This is a genomic window from Vibrio sp. 10N.286.48.F5 (genome assembly GCF_041469785.1).
Classification (GTDB): domain Bacteria; phylum Pseudomonadota; class Gammaproteobacteria; order Enterobacterales; family Vibrionaceae; genus Vibrio; species Vibrio crassostreae_C.
The window spans coordinates 51734-75108 of record NZ_JBFRLG010000051.1 but is presented as its reverse complement, the minus strand read 5'-3'; the positions used below and the strand labels follow the sequence as shown (position 1 = coordinate 75108).

Sequence of the window (23375 nt, the reverse complement as noted above, 5' to 3'; positions counted from 1 at the left end):
TTCAAGCATCTAAAACTATTTAATCACTGCCATCTTGCGGTGAGTAAGGAGTGAATTGTGCTTGCTGTTCTTCGTATTATTTTGGCTACGGTGTTTATTATTTTCACCACTCTATGTGCTTTTGTTTACTGCTTGTTTAGCCCCAAGAACCCCAAGCATGTGTACGTTTTCTGTCGTTGGTTCAACCAACTCCAAAAGATCATCGGTGTAAAACTGGTGCAGCGCGGCCTAGACAATGCCCCAACACCAGAAAACAGCGTCTACATCTCTAACCACCAAAGCATATTGGACTTTGTGACCGATCCAGGAATGCTAAGACCACGCACCGTTTCATTGGGCAAGCGCGATTTGTTGTATGTGCCTTTCTTTGGTCTGCTGTATTGGATCACCGGTAACATCATGATTAACCGCGAAGATAAATCCAAAGCACGCGATACGATCAAGCAAGTGGCAGAAGCCATTCATCAGCGAGATCTGTCTGTTTGGGTTTACCCTGAAGGAACGCGCAGTAAAGGGCGTGGACTACTGCCATTCAAAACGGGCGCTTTCCGAATGGCGATTGAAGCTGGCGTGCCTATCACCCCGATGTGTACCAGCACCACACACAATAAGATTGACCTCAACCGAGTTAATAATGGCGTTGTGATCACCGAGATGCTTGAACCTATCGATGTGACTGGCTACAAGATCAGCGACGCTAGAGAACTGGCTAATCGCTGTCACGCACTCATGACAGAGAAAATAGCAGAGCTTGATGCCGAAGTGGCTCGTTTAGAGGCACAGCAAAAACCAGAGTTGGATTCAGACCGTTCTTCTACGAGCTAACTCACAACGAACACACTGAGCCATCGCTCAATGACTTAAAAAGACACTCAACGATCGCAACTCTCATTGTTCTCGTTTTACTTGCTGGCGTTTATCCGCAAAATAAAAACAGGCGTAACGGCTTTATAGAGCAATGGGAGTAAACGATGGAAGTGATTCACCATGGTGGCAAACATACTGTCACCGGATCTTGTCACGAGCTAAGAGATTCAGGCCAAGCGGTGCTCATCGATTGTGGCCTTTTTCAAGGTTTGGATCTTCAAGGTAAAAAGCTTCAAGGGGAAGACGCACACCCTCTTGATATTGAATTTGAAACGTCCCACCTCAGCGCTCTGCTGCTGACTCATACCCACATTGATCATATTGGCCGATTACCTTGGTTACTCGCCAGTGGATTTAACCAGCCAATTTATTGCACGCAAGCCACCGCCGAACTCGCTCCTTTAATGATTGAGGATGGGTTAAAACTACAAGGACTCAGCAATAAACAATCAAAGCTGATACTCAAAAAGATTCATTCGTTGATAGATCCCAAGCCTTACGGCGAATGGTTTCCAATCACGTCTAAACAGCAAAACAACGGAAAGGATCATCATAGGCCAAATACTCTGCATGCTCGATTTCAACCTGCTGGGCACATCTTAGGTTCCGCCTATATCGAGATTAAGTTACCTAACCAAGAAGTAGTTGTGTTTTCTGGCGACTTGGGCCCGAGTAACACACCACTGCTGCCGGATCCCAAGTCACCACAGCAAGCCGATTATCTGTTTATAGAATCCACTTATGGCACCAGTACACATGATGATATTGCTACGCGATCGGAGCGTCTCAAGGCCATTATTGATCGTTCACTACTTGATGGTGGCGTTATTCTAATCCCGGCTTTTAGTATCGGCAGAACTCAGGAATTGTTGTTTGATATCGAACACCTGCTCTTTGAGCATCAACTCAGCAGCGATATTCCTATTATTCTCGATTCTCCGATGGCTCAAAAAGTGACGCGTTCATACCGACGTTTTAAAGAGTTGTGGGGACAAGAAGCAAAGCTGCGTCTTGAACTGAAACGTCACCCACTCGCTTTTGAGCAGTGCATTACCGTCGATGGACATAGAATGCACAAGAAAATCGTGAATCGCCTCAAGTCGACAGGTGAACCTGCGATTGTGGTCGCAGCTTCTGGGATGTGTCAGGGTGGCAGGATAATGAACTACTTATCTGCCTTGCTTCCCGATAAACGAACCGATGTAATTTTAGCGAGCTATCAAGCGCACGGGACGCTCGGACGAGAGCTGCAACAAGGCGAAATGCAGGTTTCTATTGATAACAAAGACGTTGAGGTTAATGCTCAAATTCATGGCATGTCTGGCTATTCTGCCCATGCTGATAAAGAGGATCTTTACCAATTTATAGACGGCATCGCGACTCCACCGAAAGAGGTGCATTTGATTCACGGCGAGCCAAATACTCAGTCTGAGTTCGCTCAAGCTTTGGTTGGAAAAGGATTTACAGTCGTTTAAAACAGGCGATTAATTCACGATTTCTGATTGCGGTAATCCTTACGGAAAGTTCTAAAAATCACTACTGATATTTTAAATAATACCTCCCCTTAAACCTGCCTAATTTCACTATATCGGTGATATATTCTTGCATCTTTACCGTCGTAATGTGTTAACAGTCATTAGTACTGAACAACGTTTCCTCTCATTTTTCTTCTATTTTCCCTTCTGACACATATTGTGAGTTTCGAAAATTTGTATTAATCACTATTTATTCACTTTACAAACCGACACTAAAAACAACTAATTGCATATCAATTTTAATGGAACGATTATCAAATTAGCACTAATCGTTAACAAACACCCCCTGTAACATGCTTTATGTCACAGTAATCCTAATAGGCAGTTAAATAATTTAACACTCGGGTTACAAGTGAAGTATTGTGTTGTTCGAAAAACAATCATAAGCAAAACTAACAGGGAAAATACTCATGCAGTCATTCGTTGATTTTTTGAATGGAATAATCTGGAGTCCAGTACTTATCTACCTATGTTTAGGTGCAGGTTTGTTCTACTCCATCATGACTCGATTTGTTCAAATCCGTCACTTCTTTGAAATGTGGCGCTTGCTACTATCGGGTAAAAGCTCATCAAAAGGCATCTCGTCTTTCCAAGCTCTAGCCGTTTCGCTATCTGGCCGTGTCGGTACAGGTAACATTGCTGGTGTTGCTGCCGCTATCGGTTTCGGTGGCCCAGGTGCCGTATTCTGGATGTGGGTTGTAGCCTTCTTTGGCGCCGCAACTGCTTACGCAGAATCTACGCTAGCTCAAATCTACAAAGAAGAAGACGAAGGCCAGTTCCGTGGTGGTCCGGCTTACTACGTTGAAAAAGCAATGGGTCAGAAGTGGTACGCATGGATCTTCGCTATCGCGACTATTTTTGCATGTGGTATTTTGCTTCCAGGTGTTCAGTCAAACAGTATCGGTAATGCTGTAGAAGCTGCATTTGGCTCAGGTGACATGATTGAAACAGCTGTCGGTACATTCAGTTTCGCTAAAATTTTCACCGGTACTGTTGTTGCTATCATTCTTGCTTTCATCATCTTTGGTGGTGTTAAACGTATTGCGAACTTCACACAGATCGTTGTTCCTTTCATGGCATTGGCTTACATCATCATCGCGTTCGTTATCATCCTGCTAAACATCAGCCAAGTGCCAACTGTTTTCGCAATGATTGTTGGTGATGCATTCACACCTATGGCAGGCTTCGGTGCTGCAATTGGTTGGGGTGTTAAGCGTGGTGTTTACTCAAACGAAGCGGGTCAAGGTACTGGTCCTCACGCGGCAGCGGCTGCAAGTGTTGATCACCCAGCTCAGCAAGGTTTGGTACAAGCGTTCTCTATCTACATCGATACTCTTCTAGTATGTTCTGCTACAGCGTTCATGATCATCATCACTGGTGCTTACAACGTTCATGGCGGCGCTGAGGGTGTGTTCCTTGTTCAGAACCTAGCAGCAAACATTGGCGCGAATGGTCCTGTATTTACACAGCTTGCTATTGAAAGTGCACTACCAGGCATTGGTAAGCCATTCATCGCATTTGCTCTGTTCTTCTTTGCATTTACAACGATTCTTGCTTACTACTACATCGCAGAAACGAATATTGCTTACCTACGTCGTACCATCAAGGTCCCTGGCATGATGTTCGTACTTAAGCTTGTTCTTATCACTGCAGTTTTCTATGGCACAGTTAAAACAGCGAACCTTGCATGGGCAATGGGTGATGTTGGTGTTGGCTTGATGGCATGGTTAAACATCGTTGGTATTCTGATCATCTTCTTCATGTCTAAGCCTGCGCTTAAAGCTCTAGCTGACTACGAAGAACAGCAGAAACAAGGCGTAACTGAGTACACGTTCAACCCTGTAAAACTAGGCATTAAAGGTGCTACTTACTGGGAAGAGAAGTACAAGCGTAAGACAGGCAAGTCTCCTGAAGCAGAAGCTGCAGACACTAAACCTGTAGAGCAACCTTCAGCTTAAGCTTTCCTTAGCAAATAGGTCGCTTTAAAAAAATAGCGCTATTATTAACGCATAAAAAAGGGGTTAGCCATTTCGGCTAACCCCTTTTGTTTTATTCATAACCAATAAATGGCTTATAACAAACTAACTGTTCCCGAGTTAGAGTATTAAGCAGCGATTTCTTGTGTTGCCATTTGAGGTGCTTTCTTCTCACCGATAGGCAGTACTGTGCGGCCGTATTCGTTGTTGATTACTTGTGCCATTGCAAAGTAAATAGCTGAAGCGCCACAGAAGATACCTTCAAAACCAGCGATAGTGCCGATTAGTTCGCTGCCAGTGAAATCACGAGCTGCAAGTAGGAAGAACAAGATAGTTAATGAACCGAATACTACTTGTTTCGCCACTGGGTAGCATAGAGAACCGATGAACATGAAGCCTGTGAAGATGCCCCATAGTAGTAGGTACCAACCCATGAATGCTGCAGGGCTTGCAGGTAGGCCCATGTAAGGCATCACGATTAAACCAACCAAAGACAACCAGAATAGGCCGTAAGAAGTAAACGCAGTTGTACCGAACGTGTCACCACGTTTGAAACACATTGTGCCCACGATAACTTGGCTCAAACCACCGTAAAAAATACCCATAGCAAGAATCATTGAATCGATTGGAAAGAAACCTGCGTTGTGGATATTAAGAAGAATAGTGGTCATACCGAAACCCATTAAGCCTAGTGGCGCTGGGTTAGCTAGTTTGGTCGACATTGCGAATTTACCTTATTAAAGTGGTTGATTAAAAAAAAACGATAAAAGTTGTCAGAAAATTTTAATCTATAAACCGTACAACTAGGTAATCCAGTTATCGAAAACTAAGATTGTGTAAATGATCTTATGGAAAATTAGTTTCATAACAACGCTAATTAATTCATAGAACCTATAAATGAACAAATTCCCTGTCGCGCTATGAAAAAGATGCGAGTAACGAGATGCGAAAAGAGTCTTTAGATTCGAGTAAGCGGGATAAGAGGAGCAGGTCTCGATTGAAGCGTCATTCCAGAATCGAGGGACGAGATATCTGGAATCTCCTCTTCGATATAAGCACGTTTGGCGCACTAAAGAGATTCCCTATCACGTTCGTTCCTCACTGTAGGGAATGACGGAAGTTTGCTTAGATGCGAGTAAGTGAAATGAAGAACAAGAGAGCGAGCTTTTCGTTACTCGTTTACTCGCATCCCGTATCTAGTCTCTCATTTGTAATCTTAAATTACGCTTGTTGTGGTTTAGATTCAGGCACTTGAGATTGAACTTCTGAAGAAGCGTTTTTACTCGCATCGCGCTTGGCTAACAACGTCACGACAATCAACTGAGCAACAAGAGCACCTAATACAACCAATGCACTTCCCGTAAAGCCTGCGACTACAAAACTAATCAGAGCAATAGAGCCGTTCATCAATGCGTAAGGTAGCTGCGTCTTAAAGTGTTCAAACTGATCACACCCTGCCCCGGTTGAAGAAAGAATCGTGGTTTCAGAGATCGGTGAGCAGTGATCACCAAACAAGCCACCAGACAACACAGCACCAATTGCGACGAGTAGTGGAGCATCTATCGCAATCGCAGTTGGAATAACCAATGGCATCATTATCGCGAAGGTTCCCCACGATGAGCCCGTTGCGAATGAGATAATAGCCGACAGTAAAAAGGCTACAGCAGGAACTAACCAGTAAGGGAAACCGCTCTGCGCTTGCTCAGCAATATAAGCCGCTGCACCCAACTCTTTACCAACGGTGCTTAATGCCCAAGCCAGTACCAAGATGATCGCGACTGGCATCATGTTTCCCATACCTTTTAAGTACACAGAAACACCATCTGAAAGCTTTCTTACACCGTAGTAAGCCATTAGCGAGATTAAGGTAATCGCCGCAAAGAAATAAGCCGATGATAACGCCGCTCTAAATGATGAACCTGCGACCTTTTGGAACGGGAAGCCTTGTGGAACCAACATGGCACACAACACCACCAGCATCACTAACAATGGTGCCCAGACAAAAGATGCCTTTGCATTTTTATGCGAGAACGGATTTAGTGATTCGTTATTCACGCCAGAGTTAATTCCCGCCTGGCAATCACGCTCGGCTTTTGCCATTGGCCCAAAGTCTAAACCTTTAACGGACACAAGCGGAACGATGAAAATCGCAAGAAATGCGTAGAACTGAAAAGGAATCGCACCGATGAAGGCATCCCAATCGGACATGTTGACATTCAACGCCGTGAACTCTTTCTGAATAAGGCTCATGATGTAAACACCCCATCCAATGAAAGGGATAAGAATAGCAACGGGCGACGAGGTTGAATCAATGATGAATGCTAGCTTCTGTCTAGAAAGTTTCAGTTTATCGAAAAGGGGACGAAAAACAGGGCCAACAATTAAAGGGGTGCCTAAGTCTGAGAAAAATATAACGATTCCACCCAACCATGCTGACAATTGAGCTTGGCATTTATTGCTTACCCACTGAGTCACTCGCTTTGCAAACGCGACGCCACCACCGGACTTTTCCATCAATGCGACAAAGCCACCGATGAATACCAACAGCATGATCACACCAGCGTTATAGCTGTCGGTAAGTTGAGGGACTAGGTAACCTTTCACCATGGTACCAAACGTATCAAGCGGGTTAAGTTCGCTAAACATGCCAGTCAGCATTGCAACACCACTCAGCACACCAGCAAAAAGGCCTATCACCACATTCCTTGTCGCCAATGACAACACCAAAGTAATCACAATGGGGATGAGTGACGTGATATCTGTCTGTTCCATAGGTACACCTTAACCCTAAAATAAAAGAATAAATATAAATTAAATTTGAATATAAATTCACAAGCATCATTTGTACAGAACTTTATCCTCTAACTGGATAATTAGTCTTTAAATGCGCTTCAACATAGCCAAATAGACCAATCACCCTGCTTAAATAGCCAAGTTCGAAACGGAAAAAAGCCGAAAGTAGAAACTTTCGGCTTTTGATTATTTATATCGCTATGGTCGTACTACTGAGCTCGTAACTTAGGCCACCTCTTCAGTATTCAGACTATCAATTACAGCTGATTTCATCCCAGAACCAATTCGATTGAACTGGGCTTTCCCATACACCCGGGCCGTTTTTAGCCACGAAGCACTTGCCGTTATGCGTCACTTTGTCGCCATTACTCACTTGGCTAACGCCCGCTTGCCACGTAATAAATTCAGATGGATCGACAACCACTGGCGGTTCTGTCACAGGTGGTTCAACGGGTGCAGGGTCTACTGGTTCTGGATCGACAGGGGCAGGATCAACAGGCGTTGGATCTGTCACAACTGGTGGTGTTGGCTCGCCCGCTACTAGTTTCCAAGGGCCACCATTGGCAGGGTCATCCCCTTGTGTCCACCATTTCGCTTCATAGGTTGCGCCGTTATGCGTCACTTGGTCACCCGCGTTGTAAACCTTGGTCGCACTCCAACCATTACCACCCGGATCAGTACCAGGATCTACCGGATCCAGCTTATCGACCACTTTCACTTCAGGCCAACTCGCATGAGAACCATAGAAGTTGGTCACACACTTCTCGTAATCACCAGCCACCAGTGCGGAATAAGCCGTTTGAAAGCCCACTAGCTCACACTCAAATGAATACCCTTCTGGGCGGTCTGCGTAGTATTTCCAGTTACCATCCCAGTTGGTGTACAACACATCCGTTGCTCCGTTGAGATTCAAGCTTCCGTAAGGCGTTTGCTGCCAACATGTATTGGCTTCATCGGCTTCTACAGGAATTTCATAGTGCGCGGCTAACCCTTCCCAGTAACGAATACGGTTAACGGGTTGGCCTTTGTCTTTGTTCTGCTCGCCACATTCAATACCACCATTGATCACGTTGATTGTGGTACCAAAGCCATAGCCAATACCCGCATCCAATTCACGTTGAGATGGTGTCCATGTTCGGTCAATTACATGCAGCATTGCCGGTTTAGGCGCTTGTGGTGTTAAAAAGAACCAGATAGCAGACGCTAAGTTCAACCAAGAATCCGCCACTAAGCCCGGATTGTTGAGAAGCACCGTCGCATCGCCATCGAACATCACTTCAGAGAACGCGCCGTAATTAAAATGGTAAGAAAGCTGTTTAGCACCACGTCCGAAGTAGCCCTGTCCCGCAGCACATGGCCAACGGGCATTCTGCCAATCGTTCTGACCACAACCGGTGGTGTAACCTTCTTGGCCTTCAGACCAACCCATTTCGCGAACATGCACCAGCGCTTGCTGCCACTCTTCTAGAGCTAATGGATTATCAGAGGTGTTGTCTATCGCGATATGCCCACCCGTCTCTTGTGAAAAGTGAGCAAAGGCCGTGATGATGGATTTCTTACAGATGGCATCGGAGTCACGGCCATCGGTGTACTCTCCACAGAACGCTGGGAATTTACCGATCGCACGTAAGAAGCGAGTGTAGGTGTATTCTGGCGCTGCCATTTGAGTGAGGAAGTCCCATTCAGATTGAGGGAACACGCGCTCTACACGCTTTACGTTTTCAGGATTCGAAGGTGAACCGGGTTCAATCGCTTCAACGATGTTGTTCGGGCGAGTTTGAAGGGCCTGTGACCAGATCGCATACATAGGATCGGATGTTTTCGCTTGTTCAGCAGCTTGTAGAGCCGACTTTTCAACAAGGTAACCATTCGGATTTTGCGGATCAGGTTGAATGTTCAAAGACGCATGACTTTGCGCTGCTAATGTGCAGCCCAGTACTGTCGCCAAATATTTGATTTTTAACATGATGGATTCTCTTATCTGTCCTTAATAAGTCCATCAAAGAGTATGCTTCACATGTTAAATGGCCTAGCTGTAGCTGTGTGAATTTATAAAAAGTGCGAGTGATCTTTTTGATACATGGCTCAGCACAACAAAGCGTCTCATGGTTTCTTGAGCTGATATCTAGTTTCCAACTCATTTGGTTTCTAGGTATTGTTCATTTGATTTCGAGGTATTGCTCATAAGCCTTTAATGTAATGAATCGACAACGAAAAAAGCCCCGAACTGAGTTCGAGGCTTAAGATCTTAATCAAAGCTGGTTAAATCTCTAAGAGATTATTCCCACTCGATAGTTGCTGGTGGCTTACCAGAAATATCGTAAACAACACGTGAAATGCCGTTAACTTCGTTGATAATACGGTTAGAAACCTTACCTAGGAAGTCGTATGGCAGGTGTGCCCAGTGAGCAGTCATGAAGTCGATAGTTTCTACGGCACGTAGAGATACAACCCAATCGTACTTACGGCCATCGCCCATTACGCCAACTGAACGTACTGGTAGGAATACCGTGAATGCTTGAGATACTTTGTGGTAAAGGTCAGCAGCGTGAAGCTCTTCAATGAAAATAGCATCTGCGCGACGCAGTAGATCACAGTACTCTTTCTTCACTTCGCCAAGTACACGAACACCTAGACCTGGCCCCGGGAATGGGTGGCGGTAAAGCATGTTGTATGGAAGACCAAGCTCTAGACCGATCTTACGTACTTCATCTTTAAACAGCTCACGTAGAGGCTCAACAAGGCCCATTTCCATATCATCAGGAAGACCACCAACGTTGTGGTGAGATTTGATTACGTGTGCTTTACCTGTCTTAGATGCAGCAGACTCGATTACGTCTGGGTAGATAGTACCCTGAGCAAGCCATTTAGCATTCTTCAGTTTCTTAGACTCTTCATCGAAGATATCTACGAATACGTGACCAATGATCTTACGCTTAGCTTCTGGTTCAGCTTCGCCTTCAAGAGCATCAAGGAAACGTTGCTCAGCATCTACTTTGATGATGTTTAGGCCAAACTTGTTGCCGAACATCTCCATAACCTGCTCACCTTCGTTTAAACGAAGAAGGCCGTTATCAACAAATACACATGTTAGTTTGTCGCCGATAGCGCGGTGAGCAAGCATCGCAACTACAGATGAATCAACACCACCAGAAAGACCAAGGATAACTTCGTCGTCACCTACTTGTTCTTTAATACGTGCAACTGCATCTTCAATGATTGAAGCTGAAGTCCACAGACCTTCACAACCACATACGTTAAGAACGAAGTTCTCAAGCATTTTCAGGCCGTTTTTAGTGTGTGTTACTTCTGGGTGGAATTGAACACCGAAGTACTTCTTCTCTTCGTTTGCCATTGCAGCGTATGGGCAAGTGTCTGTTTCAGCGATCTTTGTGAAATCAGCTGGAATCTCAACTACTTTGTCGCCGTGGCTCATCCAAACATCTTGAGTAGACTCAAGGTCAGCGAAAAGTGCAGATTCGCCAGTCACTTGTACCGCTGCGTAGCCGAACTCGCGCTCAGTAGACGTTGCTACTTTACCGCCAAGTTGCTCAGCCATAGTTTGCATGCCGTAGCAGATACCGAATACAGGAACACCTGAATCAAATACGTACTGAGGTGCACGTGGAGAGTTCTCCTCCGTTACACTTTCAGGACCACCAGATAGGATGATGCCGTCTGGATTGAATTCACGAATATCCGCTTCTTCTACGTCCCAGCTCCAAAGTTCACAGTAAACACCGATCTCACGAATACGACGAGCTACTAGCTGTGTGTATTGAGAACCGAAGTCCAGAATTAGAATACGTTGGTCATGAATATTTTTAGTCATTGTAAGCAGTCTTATTGGCTATGTGATAAAACGGAGGCGAGTTTACTCACCTCTGATTAACTCTTCAAGAAATAAAGCAAACGTTTTCGTTAGATATCTTTAACCACGTGTTTTGAGACAATCGGACTTTTAACAAAACAGGCGGTAGATATAATACCAATCACAGTAAGTAAGTGTTCAGGAATAGCGTAGGAAAAAAGCCTGAGAACGAGGCAGGATTTTCTGATAAGTAGTTATTCTACAATCAAAAATTCTAACGAAGTTATCGAGGTTTTTAACAAGCTAGGATGACCAGTTATTTACTACGATTGGTATATTAATGTGCCGACTAAATCAGCACATTATTCAAACGTTTGGACGTATTATTAACCTAAACGGTAGTTAGGTGCTTCTTTCGTGATTTGAACATCGTGTACGTGAGATTCTTTCATGCCCGCACCAGAGATACGAACAAACTCAGCTTTAGTACGCATGTCTTCAACAGTTGCAGAACCCGTTAGGCCCATGCTTGAGCGTAGACCGCCCATCTGTTGGTGAACGATCTCTTTTAGACGACCTTTGTATGCGATACGACCTTCAATACCTTCTGGAACAAGCTTGTCTGCAGCGTTGTCAGATTGGAAGTAACGGTCAGAAGAACCTTGAGACATAGCGCCAAGAGAACCCATACCACGGTAAGACTTGTAAGAACGACCGTTGTAAAGAATAACTTCACCCGGTGCTTCTTCAGTACCCGCGAACATTGAACCAACCATCACACAAGATGCGCCAGCAACGATAGCTTTACAGATATCGCCAGAGAAGCGGATACCGCCATCTGCGATTACTGGAATACCGTATTCGTTAGCTACTTCAGCTGCGTCTGCGATTGCTGTTACTTGAGGAACACCAACACCAGTAACAATACGAGTCGTACAGATTGAACCTGGGCCGATACCAACTTTAACTGCACTAACACCCGCTTCGATAAGAGCACGTGCGCCAGCACCAGTTGCTACGTTACCACCGATGATTTGTAGATCAGGGTATGCAGCGCGAGTTTCGCGGATACGGTTAAGTACGCCTTCAGAGTGACCGTGTGAAGAGTCGATAAGTAGAACGTCTACGCCAGCTTCAACTAGAGCAGCAACACGCTCTTCGTTACCAGCACCAGCACCAACAGCTGCACCTACACGTAGGCTGCCGCGCTCATCTTTACATGCGTTTGGTTTACGTTCTGCTTTGTGGAAATCTTTTGCAGTGATCATTCCAGTCAGTTGGAAGTCATCATTTACAACAAGAACTTTTTCAACACGCGCTTCGTGCATTTTCTCTTGAACTTCTTCACGAGTTGCACCTTCTTTAACAGAAGCAAGGCGAGCTTTAGGCGTCATTACTACATCAACTTTCTTAGAAAGGTCAGTAACAAAGCGAACGTCACGGCCAGTAATGATACCAACCAATTCGTTTGTTTCAGTAACAACAGGGAAACCGGCGAAGCCGTGTTTTTTAGTAAGGGCTACAACATCAGCGATTGTCGCGTCAGGGCTTACAGTTACTGGGTGAGAAACCACACCAGCTTCGTAAATTTTAACCTGGCGAACCATTTCAGCTTGCTGCTCGATTGACATATTCTTATGAATAAAGCCAATACCACCTTCTTGCGCAAGGGCAATTGCTAGGCGTGCTTCCGTAACAGTATCCATCGATGCAGAGATCATTGGGATGTTTAAAGAAATGTTTTTCGTTAACTGAGTGCGAAGATCAGCTGTGTTCGGAAGAACGGTTGAGTGTGCTGGGACGAGTAAAACGTCATCAAAAGTTAAAGCTTCTTTTGCGATTCGTAGCATTTGCAATATCTCACAACAAAGGTGTTAAAAGGAGTAAACCCAACTTTATCGTTTCGCATAATAAAGTGATTTGGATTTGATATTGCAGACGGATTATACGCACGGCGAAATCGCTTGGCTACACATTTTTGTATTTTTAATTTGCATTTACCCCCTTGCTATGTATTATATTGCCGCTATCTTCCATACTCACGCCCTGTGAGATTCCAAGAAAGACCTTCCTTCAAGGAAAGATAGTGCTTCTATGACTAATCCAAACATCTTTACTGTTTCTCGCCTCAACTCAGAGGTTCGTCTCCTATTAGAAAACGAAATGGGAATAGTCTGGCTCGTTGGTGAAATCTCAAACTTCTCTGCACCTGTCTCTGGTCACTGGTACCTCACGCTAAAAGACTCTCGCGCTCAAGTTAAATGCGCCATGTTTCGTGGCAATAACCGCCGTGTGACCTTTAAGCCTCAGAACGGCAATCAAGTTTTAGTCAAAGCTCGCCTATCTCTTTACGAGCCACGCGGTGACTACCAACTGATCATCGAAAGCATGCAGCCAGAGGGTGACGGTAAACTTCAGCAAGAATTTGAAAAGCTGAAGATGAACCTTGCCGCAGAAGGACTGTTTGCTCAATCAAGTAAGCAAGCTCTTCCTGAACACCCAAAACGTGTTGGCGTTATCACATCTAAAACCGGTGCAGCGCTGTTTGATATTCTTGATGTACTAAAAAGGCGCGATCCTTCGCTACCGGTTGTGGTTTACCCGACCATGGTTCAAGGCGAAGAGGCGGCGATTCAGATTGCCCAAGCGATTGGACGCGCTAACGAACGCAATGAATGTGATGTGTTAATCGTCGGCCGTGGTGGCGGCTCACTGGAAGACCTATGGTGCTTCAATAACGAGATCGTAGCTCGCACAATCGCAGCAAGCCAAATCCCGATTATCAGCGCCGTTGGCCACGAAGTGGATGTCACTATCGCTGATTTCGTTGCCGATATGCGTGCCCCAACGCCATCAGCTGCCGCAGAATTGGTTAGCCGTGATAACAGTCATAAAGAACAAGCTTTCGCGTCTAAACGTGCTCGCTTAGTCAGTGCGATTCGTCATGTGTTAATCAAACAGGCGCAATCAACTCAAACGTTGAAATACCGCTTAGAGAAGCAACACCCTAGCTACCAACTTCAAAAGCAGAGTCAGCAGCTTGATGACCTAGATATGCGTTTGCGTCGTGGTATGACTCAATACCTAAAACAGCATGCACAGCGTGTTGAACGTAAACAGCACCAGCTTCAATTGAACTCGCCAGTGAAACGCCTTGGCGAACAGAAACTGCATCTGCAACGTTCAGAGCAAAAGCTATTGGATGCAATGGACAAGACATTACTAACCACTCGCCACCAGCTCGCTATGGCTGCAGAGAAGTTAGAGACCGTTAGTCCACTGGCAACCCTAAAGCGTGGCTACAGCATTACTCATTCAGAATCGAGCAAGACGGTATCATCGATTAACGATGTCGAAGTCGGTGAAGTGATCACCACTCAAGTTGAAGACGGTGTGATTGAGTCGCAAGTGACCACAAGAGTGACTAAGAGCGAGCTTTAAGTTCGACCTAACGTTTCAAACCAGAAAGCCCTATCGATAATCGACAGGGCTTTTTAGTATCTAACGCTTTCAAAAAACTAACCTATTCCAACCCTACTCAGTAGTAGAAGGCTCCTTCATGGTTAGCATCCCTTCAGTCACAATAAAGTTGATGATGAAGTCTAGCCCTTGGCTCTCTTTGAGGTTGGTGAACACGTATGGCTTGGTTGGACGCATGCGTTGTGTGTCTTGCTCCATCACCTCAAGTGACGCACCCACATATGGTGCTAAATCGATCTTATTGATAACCAGCAGATCAGAACGCGTAATACCCGGTCCGCCTTTACGTGGGATCTTCTCCCCTTCCGCTACATCAATCACGTAGATGGTAAGATCGGCTAATTCAGGGCTGAACGTCGCACTCAAGTTATCACCGCCACTTTCGACGAATACCACATCGAGGTTCTTATGCAGCTTGGCAAGCTCTTCTACCGCAGCTAAGTTCATCGACGCATCTTCACGGATCGCCGTGTGCGGACAGCCACCCGTTTCAACACCAATAATACGATCTGGTTCTAGAGCCTCTGCTCGCGTAAGTATCTTGGCATCTTCTTGAGTGTAGATGTCGTTGGTTACCACTGCGATATTGAGCTTGTCGCGAATCGCTTTACAAAGCACTTCTAATAGCGCTGTTTTACCAGACCCTACCGGGCCGCCAATACCAATTCGAAGTGGTTGCTTATAACTTTCCATTGTCTACTTCCTTATATTCTTTTTGCTACATCGTTCGCGCTAACCGCTACGAACGAAATAGTCGTGTGTATTGTGTTTCGTGCAATGAACTCGCTAATGCCATCGAAGGCGAAAAGCTGCCTATCATCCAATCTTCTATCGTGCGGGCCTTTTCGATCACCTCAGGAAAGGTGTTGGTGATATTAATCAATGCCAACTGACCATCGGTTTGACCTAAAGGCACTAACTTGACCCCTGCGGTAACGATGTTTTCAAGCCAACTCCATAAATAACCCTGCTTGAGGCTCTCTAAATCAATACCCCAATGCTGAGCCGCCATACACATGCCCAACAATTGGTTTGGATGACTATCAACAGAATCCACCAGCGAAATATCGATATCCAAGCGCTTCAACAAGGTGTTCAATGCATGCCCACGCTGCTTTTCTTCCGCTCGCAATTCACTGGTTTCACGGCTTGAGTATAAGTAGTTACACCAATGCTCAATCTCATCGATTTCACCCTTTTCTAGCGCGTGATAAAGACGCTCTAAGATAGGTAATTCCAAAGTTGCGACACTGGAACTGACGATGGTATTAAGCCACTGTTCCATGCTGTTGCGATCGGTCACCCACCCCGCTTCAACCGCTAACTCTAAGCCTTGCGAATAAGTGAACCCACCAATCGGCAACGATGGACTGATCAATTGAAACAGACGATAGACGGCTACATTTTCTGTTGTGGTCATAATCGTGCCCTCAGTCTTCCAGAATCAAATAAGTTCGAGAGCCTACGCGCCTAACAGCAATAGTGCGCTTGCTGAAGCCACGCCGACTGACAACCATTTAGAGTAAACCGCGCGACCAACAAAAGTACCGATAACCATCAGAGCCAAAGCACTGATACTCATGCCTGTTGCGAACTGAGTCAGGTTGCTCGCGGCTTCAACGCCGTGTGCGTAACCATGGAAAAACAACATAGCAATCGAAGCAACTAATACGCTGTTTACACGCTTGGTTGATGGTGAGAATACATGCCATAAACATAAGCTGACGACAAACAGAGAAGCGATAATGGCAGGCTCAACAATCACAGAGAAACCTAGGGCTTGGCCTGCGATAAGCCCTACCACTAAAGACACCAATCCACCGCCAATCAGAGCTGCTTTTGTCTTGGTGGAAAATGACAGTGCGCCAATTAATAAACCGAAAGCGATCAGCATGATCAGATGATCCATGCCAGTCACAGGGTGAGTTAAGCCAGACATAAACGAGTGAGACTCATGAACTGAATGCGCCCCATGTCCTGGGTGAGCGAAAGCCATCGTTGATGTTGTTAGAGAAGCTATTGTGAAAGTGCATAAGCCTGCAGCTGTTTTAAAGTTCATCGCGAGTTCCTTGCGTTTATAGTTATTAATATTTGTTGTTATATAAATCGTTTAGTGAGTCATCAATGACTCGATTAATGATGGTGATGATGTCCACCAGAGCGACCGCCATAAGCACCGCCTTCTGGTTCAAACGGTTGTTTCTCAGTGGTCACTTTCGCGCCTAAGCCTTCAACCATTTCATCTAAAACATGGTCGTGTTGATAACGAACCCAACCCGCTTCCACTTGCAGCGGAACATGACGGTTACCAAGGTGATACGCCACTCGCGTTAACAGGAGCAAGTCTTCACAGTAAACAGTCGAAACGGTTTCTGGTGCCGCTTTCACTTCTACGACTAAACCGCATTTACTTGAGAGTTGTTCGCCACCACGCAAGATATGACCTCGTGGTAGAAACAGTCCGGCATTGCGCCCGTCATCGAGCATCACCTTAAGACGGCTCTTAATGCGGCTATCGATCGGCAGGCTTAAGTAGCCGTCCGGTGCATTTTGTATTTGAGTATTCAGTTGAGTCAGTTCAATCATGCTATTACCTCAATCTCCTTGTGAGATTTATAACGTTTAAATTAGGAGCCTTCAGCCTAAAAGCCCTTAGCTAAGAGCTAGAACAAGAGCCTTCAGCTCAGCGCTAAAATAAAAGCCTTCAGCCGAGCTCTTAAAATAGAAAATACCGTTGTGCCATTGGTAGTTCTTCAGCAGGCTCACAAGTTAGCAATTCACCATCGGCGCGTACTTGATACGTCTGAGAGTCGACCTCAATTTTTGGCATCCAATCGTTGAGCTTCATGTCGGCTTTGCTGATATTTCGGCAGTTGCTCACAACACCAATCAAGCTCTGCAAACCCAATTGCTTATCAATGTTCTGCGCCTTGGCTTCCTTAGAAACAAACAACATTGATGTGTTTTGACATGCCTTGCCGTAGCTACCAAACATTGAACGGTAATGGACTGGCTGAGGTGTTGGGATTGAAGCATTTGGGTCACCCATCGGCGCCATGGCGATCATGCCGCCTTTCAAAATCACACTAGGTTTCACACCAAAGAAAGCGGGCTTCCACAACACTAAGTCTGCTAATTTCCCTGCTTCGATAGAACCGATTTCATGAGACATACCATGAGTGATCGCTGGGTTGATGGTGTACTTAGCGACATAGCGTCTTAATCGGAAGTTATCGCTGTAGTCTGAATCTTCTTTTAGGCTGCCGCGCTGAACTTTCATCTTGTGCGCAGTTTGCCAAGTTCGAGTGATCACCTCGCCTACACGTCCCATTGCTTGTGAGTCCGAAGCGATCATCGAAAAGGCACCTAAGTCATGAAGAATGTCTTCTGCGGCAATGGTTTCACGGCGGATACGTGACTCTGCGAACGCGACATCTTCAGCAATCGATGGTGACAAGTGATGACAGACCATCAACATGTCTAAGTGCTCATCGACGGTATTGATGGTGTAAGGGCGTGTTGGATTGGTTGAGGAAGGCAAAACGTTCGGCTCACCTGCAGCACGAATAATATCGGGAGCATGACCACCGCCCGCACCTTCGGTGTGATAGGTATGAATCACGCGGTCGCCGATTGCGCCAAGTGTCGATTCAACAAAACCAGATTCATTCAGAGTGTCGGTATGAATCGCAACTTGTACGTCCATCTCGTCAGCCACACTCAAACAGGTATCGATTGAAGCGGGAGTGGTTCCCCAGTCTTCGTGTAACTTCAAACCCACCGCGCCTGCCGCTACTTGCTCACGTAGTGCTTCTGGCTGACTGGCATTGCCTTTGCCTAACAAACCAAAGTTCATCGGGAATTGATCGAGTGACTCTAGCATGCGGTGCATGTTCCAAGGCCCCGGTGTGCATGTGGTCGCGTTAGTACCTGTGTTTGGCCCAGTGCCACCGCCGATCATGGTTGTCACACCTGACGCCAGTGCTTCTTCAATCTGTTGTGGGCAAATAAAATGAATGTGTGAATCAATACCACCAGCAGTCAAGATTGAACCTTCGCCTGCTAAAATTTCCGTGCCCGGGCCAATCACAATATCAACGCCCGGTTGAACATCTGGGTTGCCCGCTTTGCCCAATGCCTGAACTCGACCATCTTTGACTGCGACATCGGCTTTTACGATGCCCCAGTAATCCAACACAATCGCGTTAGTGATCACCAAATCTGGAGTTTCGGCACTTGGACGTTGGCTTTGCCCTTGTCCATCACGGATAACTTTGCCGCCGCCGAATTTCACTTCGTCGCCGTATACGGTGTAATCTTTTTCAACTTCTAGCCATAAATCAGTGTCAGCAAGACGCACTCGGTCACCGACTGTTGGCCCAAACATTTCGGCATAAGCCTGTCTGGATATCGTCGCCATGTTCAATCCTTTGTTATTTTCATTATTCCGTGGGAGCGCTTAGAGCTTGCCCATCACCTTTCCTTGGAAGCCATAGATCTCTAACTTACCGGCGTAACGCACTAACTCGACGCTACGCGACTGACCCGGCTCAAAGCGGGTTGCAGTACCCGCAGGAATATTGAGTCGAAAGCCTTTAGTGACTTCTCGGTTAAAGATCAGCGAAGGGTTTGCTTCATAGAAGTGGTAATGAGAGCCAATTTGGACAGGACGATCGCCAATGTTTTGCACCTTAACGGACGTTGTGTGTCGGCCTTCATTGAGAGTGATGTCACCCGGTGCGGTTTCTACTTTTCCGGGAACGAATCCTGAGTATTGTTTTGTGGAACCAGCCATATTACTTCTCCCTACACGATAGGTTCATGAACGGTCACCAGCTTGGTGCCATCAGGAAAAGTGGCTTCGACTTGTACATCAGGGATCATGGAAGGGATCCCCTCCATAACGTCATCGACAGTAAGAAGTGTGCGTCCAAAATCCATTAATTCTGAAACGGTTTTACCCTCGCGGGCACCTTCGAGAATGGCACTGCTGATCAGTGCGATAGATTCTGGGTAGTTGAGCTTTAAGCCTTTTTGTTTGCGCTGCTGTGCCAGCATTCCTGCGCAGAAGATAAGTAGCTTATCTTTTTCTCTTGGTGTTAATTCCATTTAGCCGCCCGCTGTTAGTGTTGTTTTCTTATTGCTCAAAAACGCATGAGCAGTAAGTGGGATTCAATCACAGCAAGCTTGAAAAAATGTACCTAGGGTCGGAAGTCACCCTAGGTACAAAAAGGGCTAATCGCTAAGTCGCCCAAATCCTTGGTAAATCAGGAGTCGTACCACATAAATGAGAGCGAGTTGCTTGCCAAATCTGACCAAAGGCTTGGAGGATATCTTCACTCCAATTACCCAAGGCTCGCACCACAATCAATCCTTCTATCTGAGTAGCACCCAATATTAATGTGGGTTCACTCGACGTTTTTGATGTAACTGATTGCTGTGAAGCTTGCTGTGTAATAGATATGAGCAAGCTCTGTACCAACTCTAGATCTTGCTTCTCATTTGAGGTGATATAAAAGGTTCCCATCATTGAATAATCAAGTAACCCCATATTTATCATTAACTTATCGCCACCATGAAAATTAAAGCCTTCAGTCAGAAGCCTTTGATTATCAAGATAGATTTCTGTTTTCCCAACGAGATGACCATGCTCGAATCCCTCATTCTGTGCAGGGCGTCCAAAACAGTGCATCTCCCAACCCCAAAACTGTGCACCCTTTTCTAGGCGAATTTCAGTATCTAAACGAACGTGTGCATTGGGGAAAAAGATGTTCTCTTGCGGCATCCATTCCAAGCGTGCATCTTTCTTCACTCGTAGGGTCTGCTTCTGCTTGGCGTACTTGTTGTTTGAGCGATAAAACTTGGTCGCACCGGGTGTGGTGATCAACGCATGCGCACCGCTTTCGATGGTCGCTTCAATATTGAGAGTGTCACCACCTACCACTCCGCCGGGGGGATGGAGTAAATAGGTGTGACACGTTTCCCCATCAGGATACAGGGGGCGTTGCACCGCAAGCGGACCAGACTGCTGACGATTCTTTAATACGGTTTTATCACTGCGGTCGACAAAAGTGAGGTTTAAACTCGCTTGCCAACCATCACGAATATCTTGTTCGATGGTCTCATTCAAAGATAAAGCTTCTACTAAAGAAGCCTTGCTTACTTCATTCGGAGAAAAGAGAGAATTCATACGGTTAGGTACTCCTTTATCAAGGACTCATCGAGCCCTGTCATTTCACCTTCTGCCACTTGGCGTCCACGGTCGATAATGCAAAAACGGTCACCGACCTTTCTTGCAAACGGCAGCTTCTGTTCAACCAACAGAACCGTGAGCCCCATTTTCTCGTTGAGCATGCGAATGATGTCGCCAATCTCTTGCACAATATTGGGTTGAATACCCTCCGTCGGCTCATCCAAGATCAATAGCTTTGGATTAACCACCAGCGCACGCCCAATCGCTAGCTGTTGCTGCTGGCCACCCGATAAATCACCACCGCGACGATGTAGCATCTCTTTTAACACTGGGAAAATATCGAAGATGAATTCAGGGATCTTGCGGTCACCCTTTTTACGAATCGGTAAACCGACCTCTAGATTTTCTTGAACAGTGAGCATTGGGAAGATCTGGCGACCTTGCGGTACATAGCCGATCCCTTGGCGTGGACGGTCCTCGGCATCGGTTTTCAAAAGTGACTCACCCGATAAGGAGATGTCACCGCTTTCAACCTTCACCAACCCCATAATGCATTGCAGTAAGGTGGTTTTACCGACACCATTTCGCCCCATTAGCACCGTGCATTTACCTTCTGGGATCTGCATATCCAAATCCCACAGCGTGTGGCTCTCACCGTAATATTGATTAACTGATTTAACCTCTAGCATCCTATTCTCCGAGATAAACTTGTTTAACTTCAGGGTGAGCCTGCACTTGATCCATGGTGCCTTCAGCCAACACATGACCTTGATGAAGCACGGTGACATGGCTGGCGATAGAACGAACGAAATCCATATCGTGTTCAACGACCACAACCGAGTGCTTACCTGCCAGTGAGTTAAGTAACTCAGAGGTGCGATCCATTTCTTGGTGAGTCATACCTGCCACGGGTTCATCCACCAGCAACAGCTTAGGGTTTTGCATCAATAGCATGCCGATCTCTAACCACTGCTTTTGTCCGTGAGACAGGTTACCTGCCAAATTCGCCGCTTCGTCTTTTAAATGAATCAGCTCAAGTACCGAGGTCAATTTGTCTTTCTGTTCACCAGACATCACAGCGGTGAACGTCGCCCACACTGAGCGGTCACCGGCCATGGCTAATTCAAGGTTCTGCCACACAGTTAAACACTCAATCACGGTCGGTTTTTGGAATTTACGCCCAACGCCTGCATTGGCGATTTCGGCTTCGTTCATCTTCAATAAGTTGATGTTCGAACCCAACCACACCTCGCCGGTGTCTGGCTTAGTTTTACCTGTGATAATGTCCATCATGGTGGTTTTACCTGCGCCATTAGGACCTATGATACAGCGTAGCTCTCCCTCTTTGATGTAGAGGTTGAGGTCGTTTATCGCTTGGAAACCATCGAAGCTTTTGTTGACGCCTTCGACATACAACAGCACGTTATGTCGAGTATCGATGGCAGGATGAATATCGGGTTTGAGGTAATCAAAGACTTCGTCTCGACGAGTGAACGCCTGAACCGATTCCTTAACGTTACTAAATGTGGTCATACGATCACCTCCTTGTTTTCTGACTGATCATCCTTATCTGATTTTCCTTTTCCCTTGCCTCGTGAACCTGACGCCTTACGCAGTTGTTGCCATTTCTCGCTAACAAAGCCAATCACACCTTGTGGGAAGTACATGGTTGAAAGTACAAATAGACCACCTAGGGCGAATAACCACACCTCTGGGAATTCAACCGTAAACCAACTCTTGGCGTAGTTGATGATCAGGGCACCAACGATGGCACCAAACAGAGTGGCACGACCGCCCAAGGCAACCCAAACCACTATCTCAATCGAGTTAAGCGGAGCAAACTCTCCCGGGTTGATGATACCGACTTGAGGCACATATAAAGCACCAGCAATACCCGCGATAACCGCAGACAGAACGAAGACCCACAGCTTGATACCATCGACGTCGTAACCCATGAATCGAGTGCGAGATTCAGTATCACGAATCGCTAAAGCCACTCGCCCTAATCGACTGGTCACCACCATGCGACACGCGATGTAGCTGAGGATTAGCGCAATACCAGTCGCAACAAACAGACCTATCTTGACTGCATCACTTTGCAAGCTCAGACCGATGATGTCTTTAAAGTCCGTCAATCCATTGTTACCACCAAAGCCCATTTCGTTGCGGAAAAACGCCAGCATCAATGCGTAAGTTAACGCTTGAGTCATGATAGAAAGATACACCCCTGACACTCGAGAACGGAAAGCCAGATAACCGAACAAATAAGCCAATGCGCCCGGTACCAACACCACCATTAGGCAGGCGAACCAGAACTGATCAAAGCCCTGCCAGAACCATGGCAACGCCGACCAATCAAGAAACACCATGAAGTCAGGTAGGATTGGGTCACCATATACCCCACGGTCACCAATCTGGCGCATTAAGTACATGCCCATCGCATAGCCACCAAGCGCAAAGAAAGCGCCATGGCCTAGACTCAAGATTCCGAGGTAGCCCCACACAAGATCGAGCGCCAACGCCAACATTGCGTAACTCAGGTATTTGCCCATTAATGAGATTGTAAAAGTCTCAACATGAAGCGGGTGTCCACTTGGCAACATGGTGTTAGCCAGCGGAATAAGAATGACGGCCGCAAGAATGGCAAGGATGGTCAGTTGACCACCTTTGTCACCACGCATCGCCGAAAGTACAAATGATTTAGACTGCATGATGTTGTC

General features: G+C 46.1%; 20 protein-coding genes. 4 read left to right on the top strand and 16 right to left on the bottom strand.

The annotated features are described in order from the left end of the window. Positions 1 to 57 precede the first annotated feature (57 nt). The 3 genes from AB4185_RS21265 to AB4185_RS21255 all read left to right on the top strand — a co-directional run bounded on the left by AB4185_RS21265 (position 58) and on the right by AB4185_RS21255 (position 4360). A complete protein-coding gene (locus tag AB4185_RS21265; protein ID WP_372135895.1) occupies positions 58 to 825 on the top strand; it encodes a 1-acylglycerol-3-phosphate O-acyltransferase in 768 nt (255 codons plus the stop codon). Positions 826 to 971: 146 nt separating this feature from the next. Beyond that, the gene (locus AB4185_RS21260) at positions 972 to 2342 is read left to right on the top strand and encodes an MBL fold metallo-hydrolase (protein ID WP_372135894.1); all 1371 of its coding nucleotides are present in this window, start codon (positions 972 to 974) and stop codon (positions 2340 to 2342) included. Between the two features lie 470 nt (positions 2343 to 2812). Further along, a complete protein-coding gene (locus tag AB4185_RS21255) occupies positions 2813 to 4360 on the top strand; it encodes an alanine/glycine:cation symporter family protein (protein ID WP_372135893.1) in 1548 nt (515 codons plus the stop codon). A gap of 146 nt (positions 4361 to 4506) precedes the next feature. Here AB4185_RS21255 and AB4185_RS21250 read toward each other — a convergent pair whose 3' ends face one another. The 5 genes from AB4185_RS21250 to guaB all read right to left on the bottom strand — a co-directional run bounded on the left by AB4185_RS21250 (position 4507) and on the right by guaB (position 12832). Next, entirely contained in the window at positions 4507 to 5100 is a 594-nt protein-coding gene (locus tag AB4185_RS21250) for an acetate uptake transporter (protein ID WP_010440610.1), read from the bottom strand. A 499-nt stretch (positions 5101 to 5599) separates the two neighbouring features. After that, complete coding sequence (locus tag AB4185_RS21245; protein WP_102333726.1) at positions 5600 to 7150, bottom strand: Na+/H+ antiporter NhaC family protein; 1551 nt, start codon at positions 7148 to 7150, stop codon at positions 5600 to 5602. A gap of 274 nt (positions 7151 to 7424) precedes the next feature. Next, on the bottom strand, positions 7425 to 9137 hold the full coding sequence (locus tag AB4185_RS21240) for a glycoside hydrolase family 19 protein (protein ID WP_372135892.1): 1713 nt from the start codon (positions 9135 to 9137) through the stop codon (positions 7425 to 7427). Positions 9138 to 9449: 312 nt separating this feature from the next. Then, positions 9450 to 11003 (bottom strand): glutamine-hydrolyzing GMP synthase, encoded by a 1554-nt coding sequence (gene guaA, locus AB4185_RS21235; protein ID WP_017066418.1) that lies wholly within the window; start codon positions 11001 to 11003, stop codon positions 9450 to 9452. Positions 11004 to 11368: 365 nt separating this feature from the next. Then, complete coding sequence (gene guaB, locus AB4185_RS21230; protein ID WP_102333724.1) at positions 11369 to 12832, bottom strand: IMP dehydrogenase; 1464 nt, start codon at positions 12830 to 12832, stop codon at positions 11369 to 11371. Positions 12833 to 13076: 244 nt separating this feature from the next. Between guaB and xseA the strand changes: the two genes are divergently transcribed. Further along, positions 13077 to 14423: an exodeoxyribonuclease VII large subunit gene (xseA, locus tag AB4185_RS21225; protein WP_065584650.1), complete on the top strand. Its 1347-nt coding sequence runs from the start codon at positions 13077 to 13079 to the stop codon at positions 14421 to 14423. 93 nt (positions 14424 to 14516) lie between these two features. Here the strand turns inward: xseA and ureG are convergent, their stop codons facing one another. From ureG to urtC, 11 genes are all read right to left on the bottom strand, one after another. Further along, positions 14517 to 15155, bottom strand: a complete 639-nt coding sequence (ureG, locus tag AB4185_RS21220) for an urease accessory protein UreG (RefSeq protein ID WP_017062498.1) — start codon at positions 15153 to 15155, stop codon at positions 14517 to 14519. Positions 15156 to 15201: 46 nt separating this feature from the next. Further along, positions 15202 to 15882, bottom strand: a complete 681-nt coding sequence (locus AB4185_RS21215; protein WP_065584651.1) for an urease accessory protein UreF — start codon at positions 15880 to 15882, stop codon at positions 15202 to 15204. A 42-nt stretch (positions 15883 to 15924) separates the two neighbouring features. Continuing rightward, positions 15925 to 16521 (bottom strand): HupE/UreJ family protein, encoded by a 597-nt coding sequence (locus tag AB4185_RS21210; protein ID WP_017079882.1) that lies wholly within the window; start codon positions 16519 to 16521, stop codon positions 15925 to 15927. Between the two features lie 74 nt (positions 16522 to 16595). Continuing rightward, positions 16596 to 17048, bottom strand: coding sequence for an urease accessory protein UreE (gene ureE, locus AB4185_RS21205; RefSeq protein WP_017062501.1), 453 nt, complete (start codon positions 17046 to 17048; stop codon positions 16596 to 16598). 130 nt (positions 17049 to 17178) lie between these two features. After that, a complete protein-coding gene (gene ureC, locus AB4185_RS21200) occupies positions 17179 to 18882 on the bottom strand; it encodes an urease subunit alpha (protein ID WP_017084416.1) in 1704 nt (567 codons plus the stop codon). Between the two features lie 39 nt (positions 18883 to 18921). Then, positions 18922 to 19257, bottom strand: coding sequence for an urease subunit beta (locus tag AB4185_RS21195; RefSeq protein WP_102333723.1), 336 nt, complete (start codon positions 19255 to 19257; stop codon positions 18922 to 18924). Between the two features lie 11 nt (positions 19258 to 19268). Continuing rightward, on the bottom strand, positions 19269 to 19571 hold the full coding sequence (gene ureA / locus AB4185_RS21190) for an urease subunit gamma (RefSeq protein WP_004735119.1): 303 nt from the start codon (positions 19569 to 19571) through the stop codon (positions 19269 to 19271). Between the two features lie 133 nt (positions 19572 to 19704). Beyond that, the gene (locus tag AB4185_RS21185) at positions 19705 to 20652 is read right to left on the bottom strand and encodes an urease accessory protein UreD (protein ID WP_017062825.1); all 948 of its coding nucleotides are present in this window, start codon (positions 20650 to 20652) and stop codon (positions 19705 to 19707) included. After that, positions 20649 to 21344, bottom strand: a complete 696-nt coding sequence (urtE, locus tag AB4185_RS21180) for an urea ABC transporter ATP-binding subunit UrtE (RefSeq protein ID WP_017062505.1) — start codon at positions 21342 to 21344, stop codon at positions 20649 to 20651. The genes AB4185_RS21185 and urtE overlap by 4 nt, the downstream gene beginning before the upstream one ends. Position 21345: 1 nt before the next feature. Then, on the bottom strand, positions 21346 to 22188 hold the full coding sequence (gene urtD, locus AB4185_RS21175; protein WP_102333722.1) for an urea ABC transporter ATP-binding protein UrtD: 843 nt from the start codon (positions 22186 to 22188) through the stop codon (positions 21346 to 21348). Continuing rightward, entirely contained in the window at positions 22185 to 23366 is a 1182-nt protein-coding gene (gene urtC / locus AB4185_RS21170; protein ID WP_102392769.1) for an urea ABC transporter permease subunit UrtC, read from the bottom strand. The genes urtD and urtC overlap by 4 nt, the downstream gene beginning before the upstream one ends. Positions 23367 to 23375: the final 9 nt, after the last annotated feature.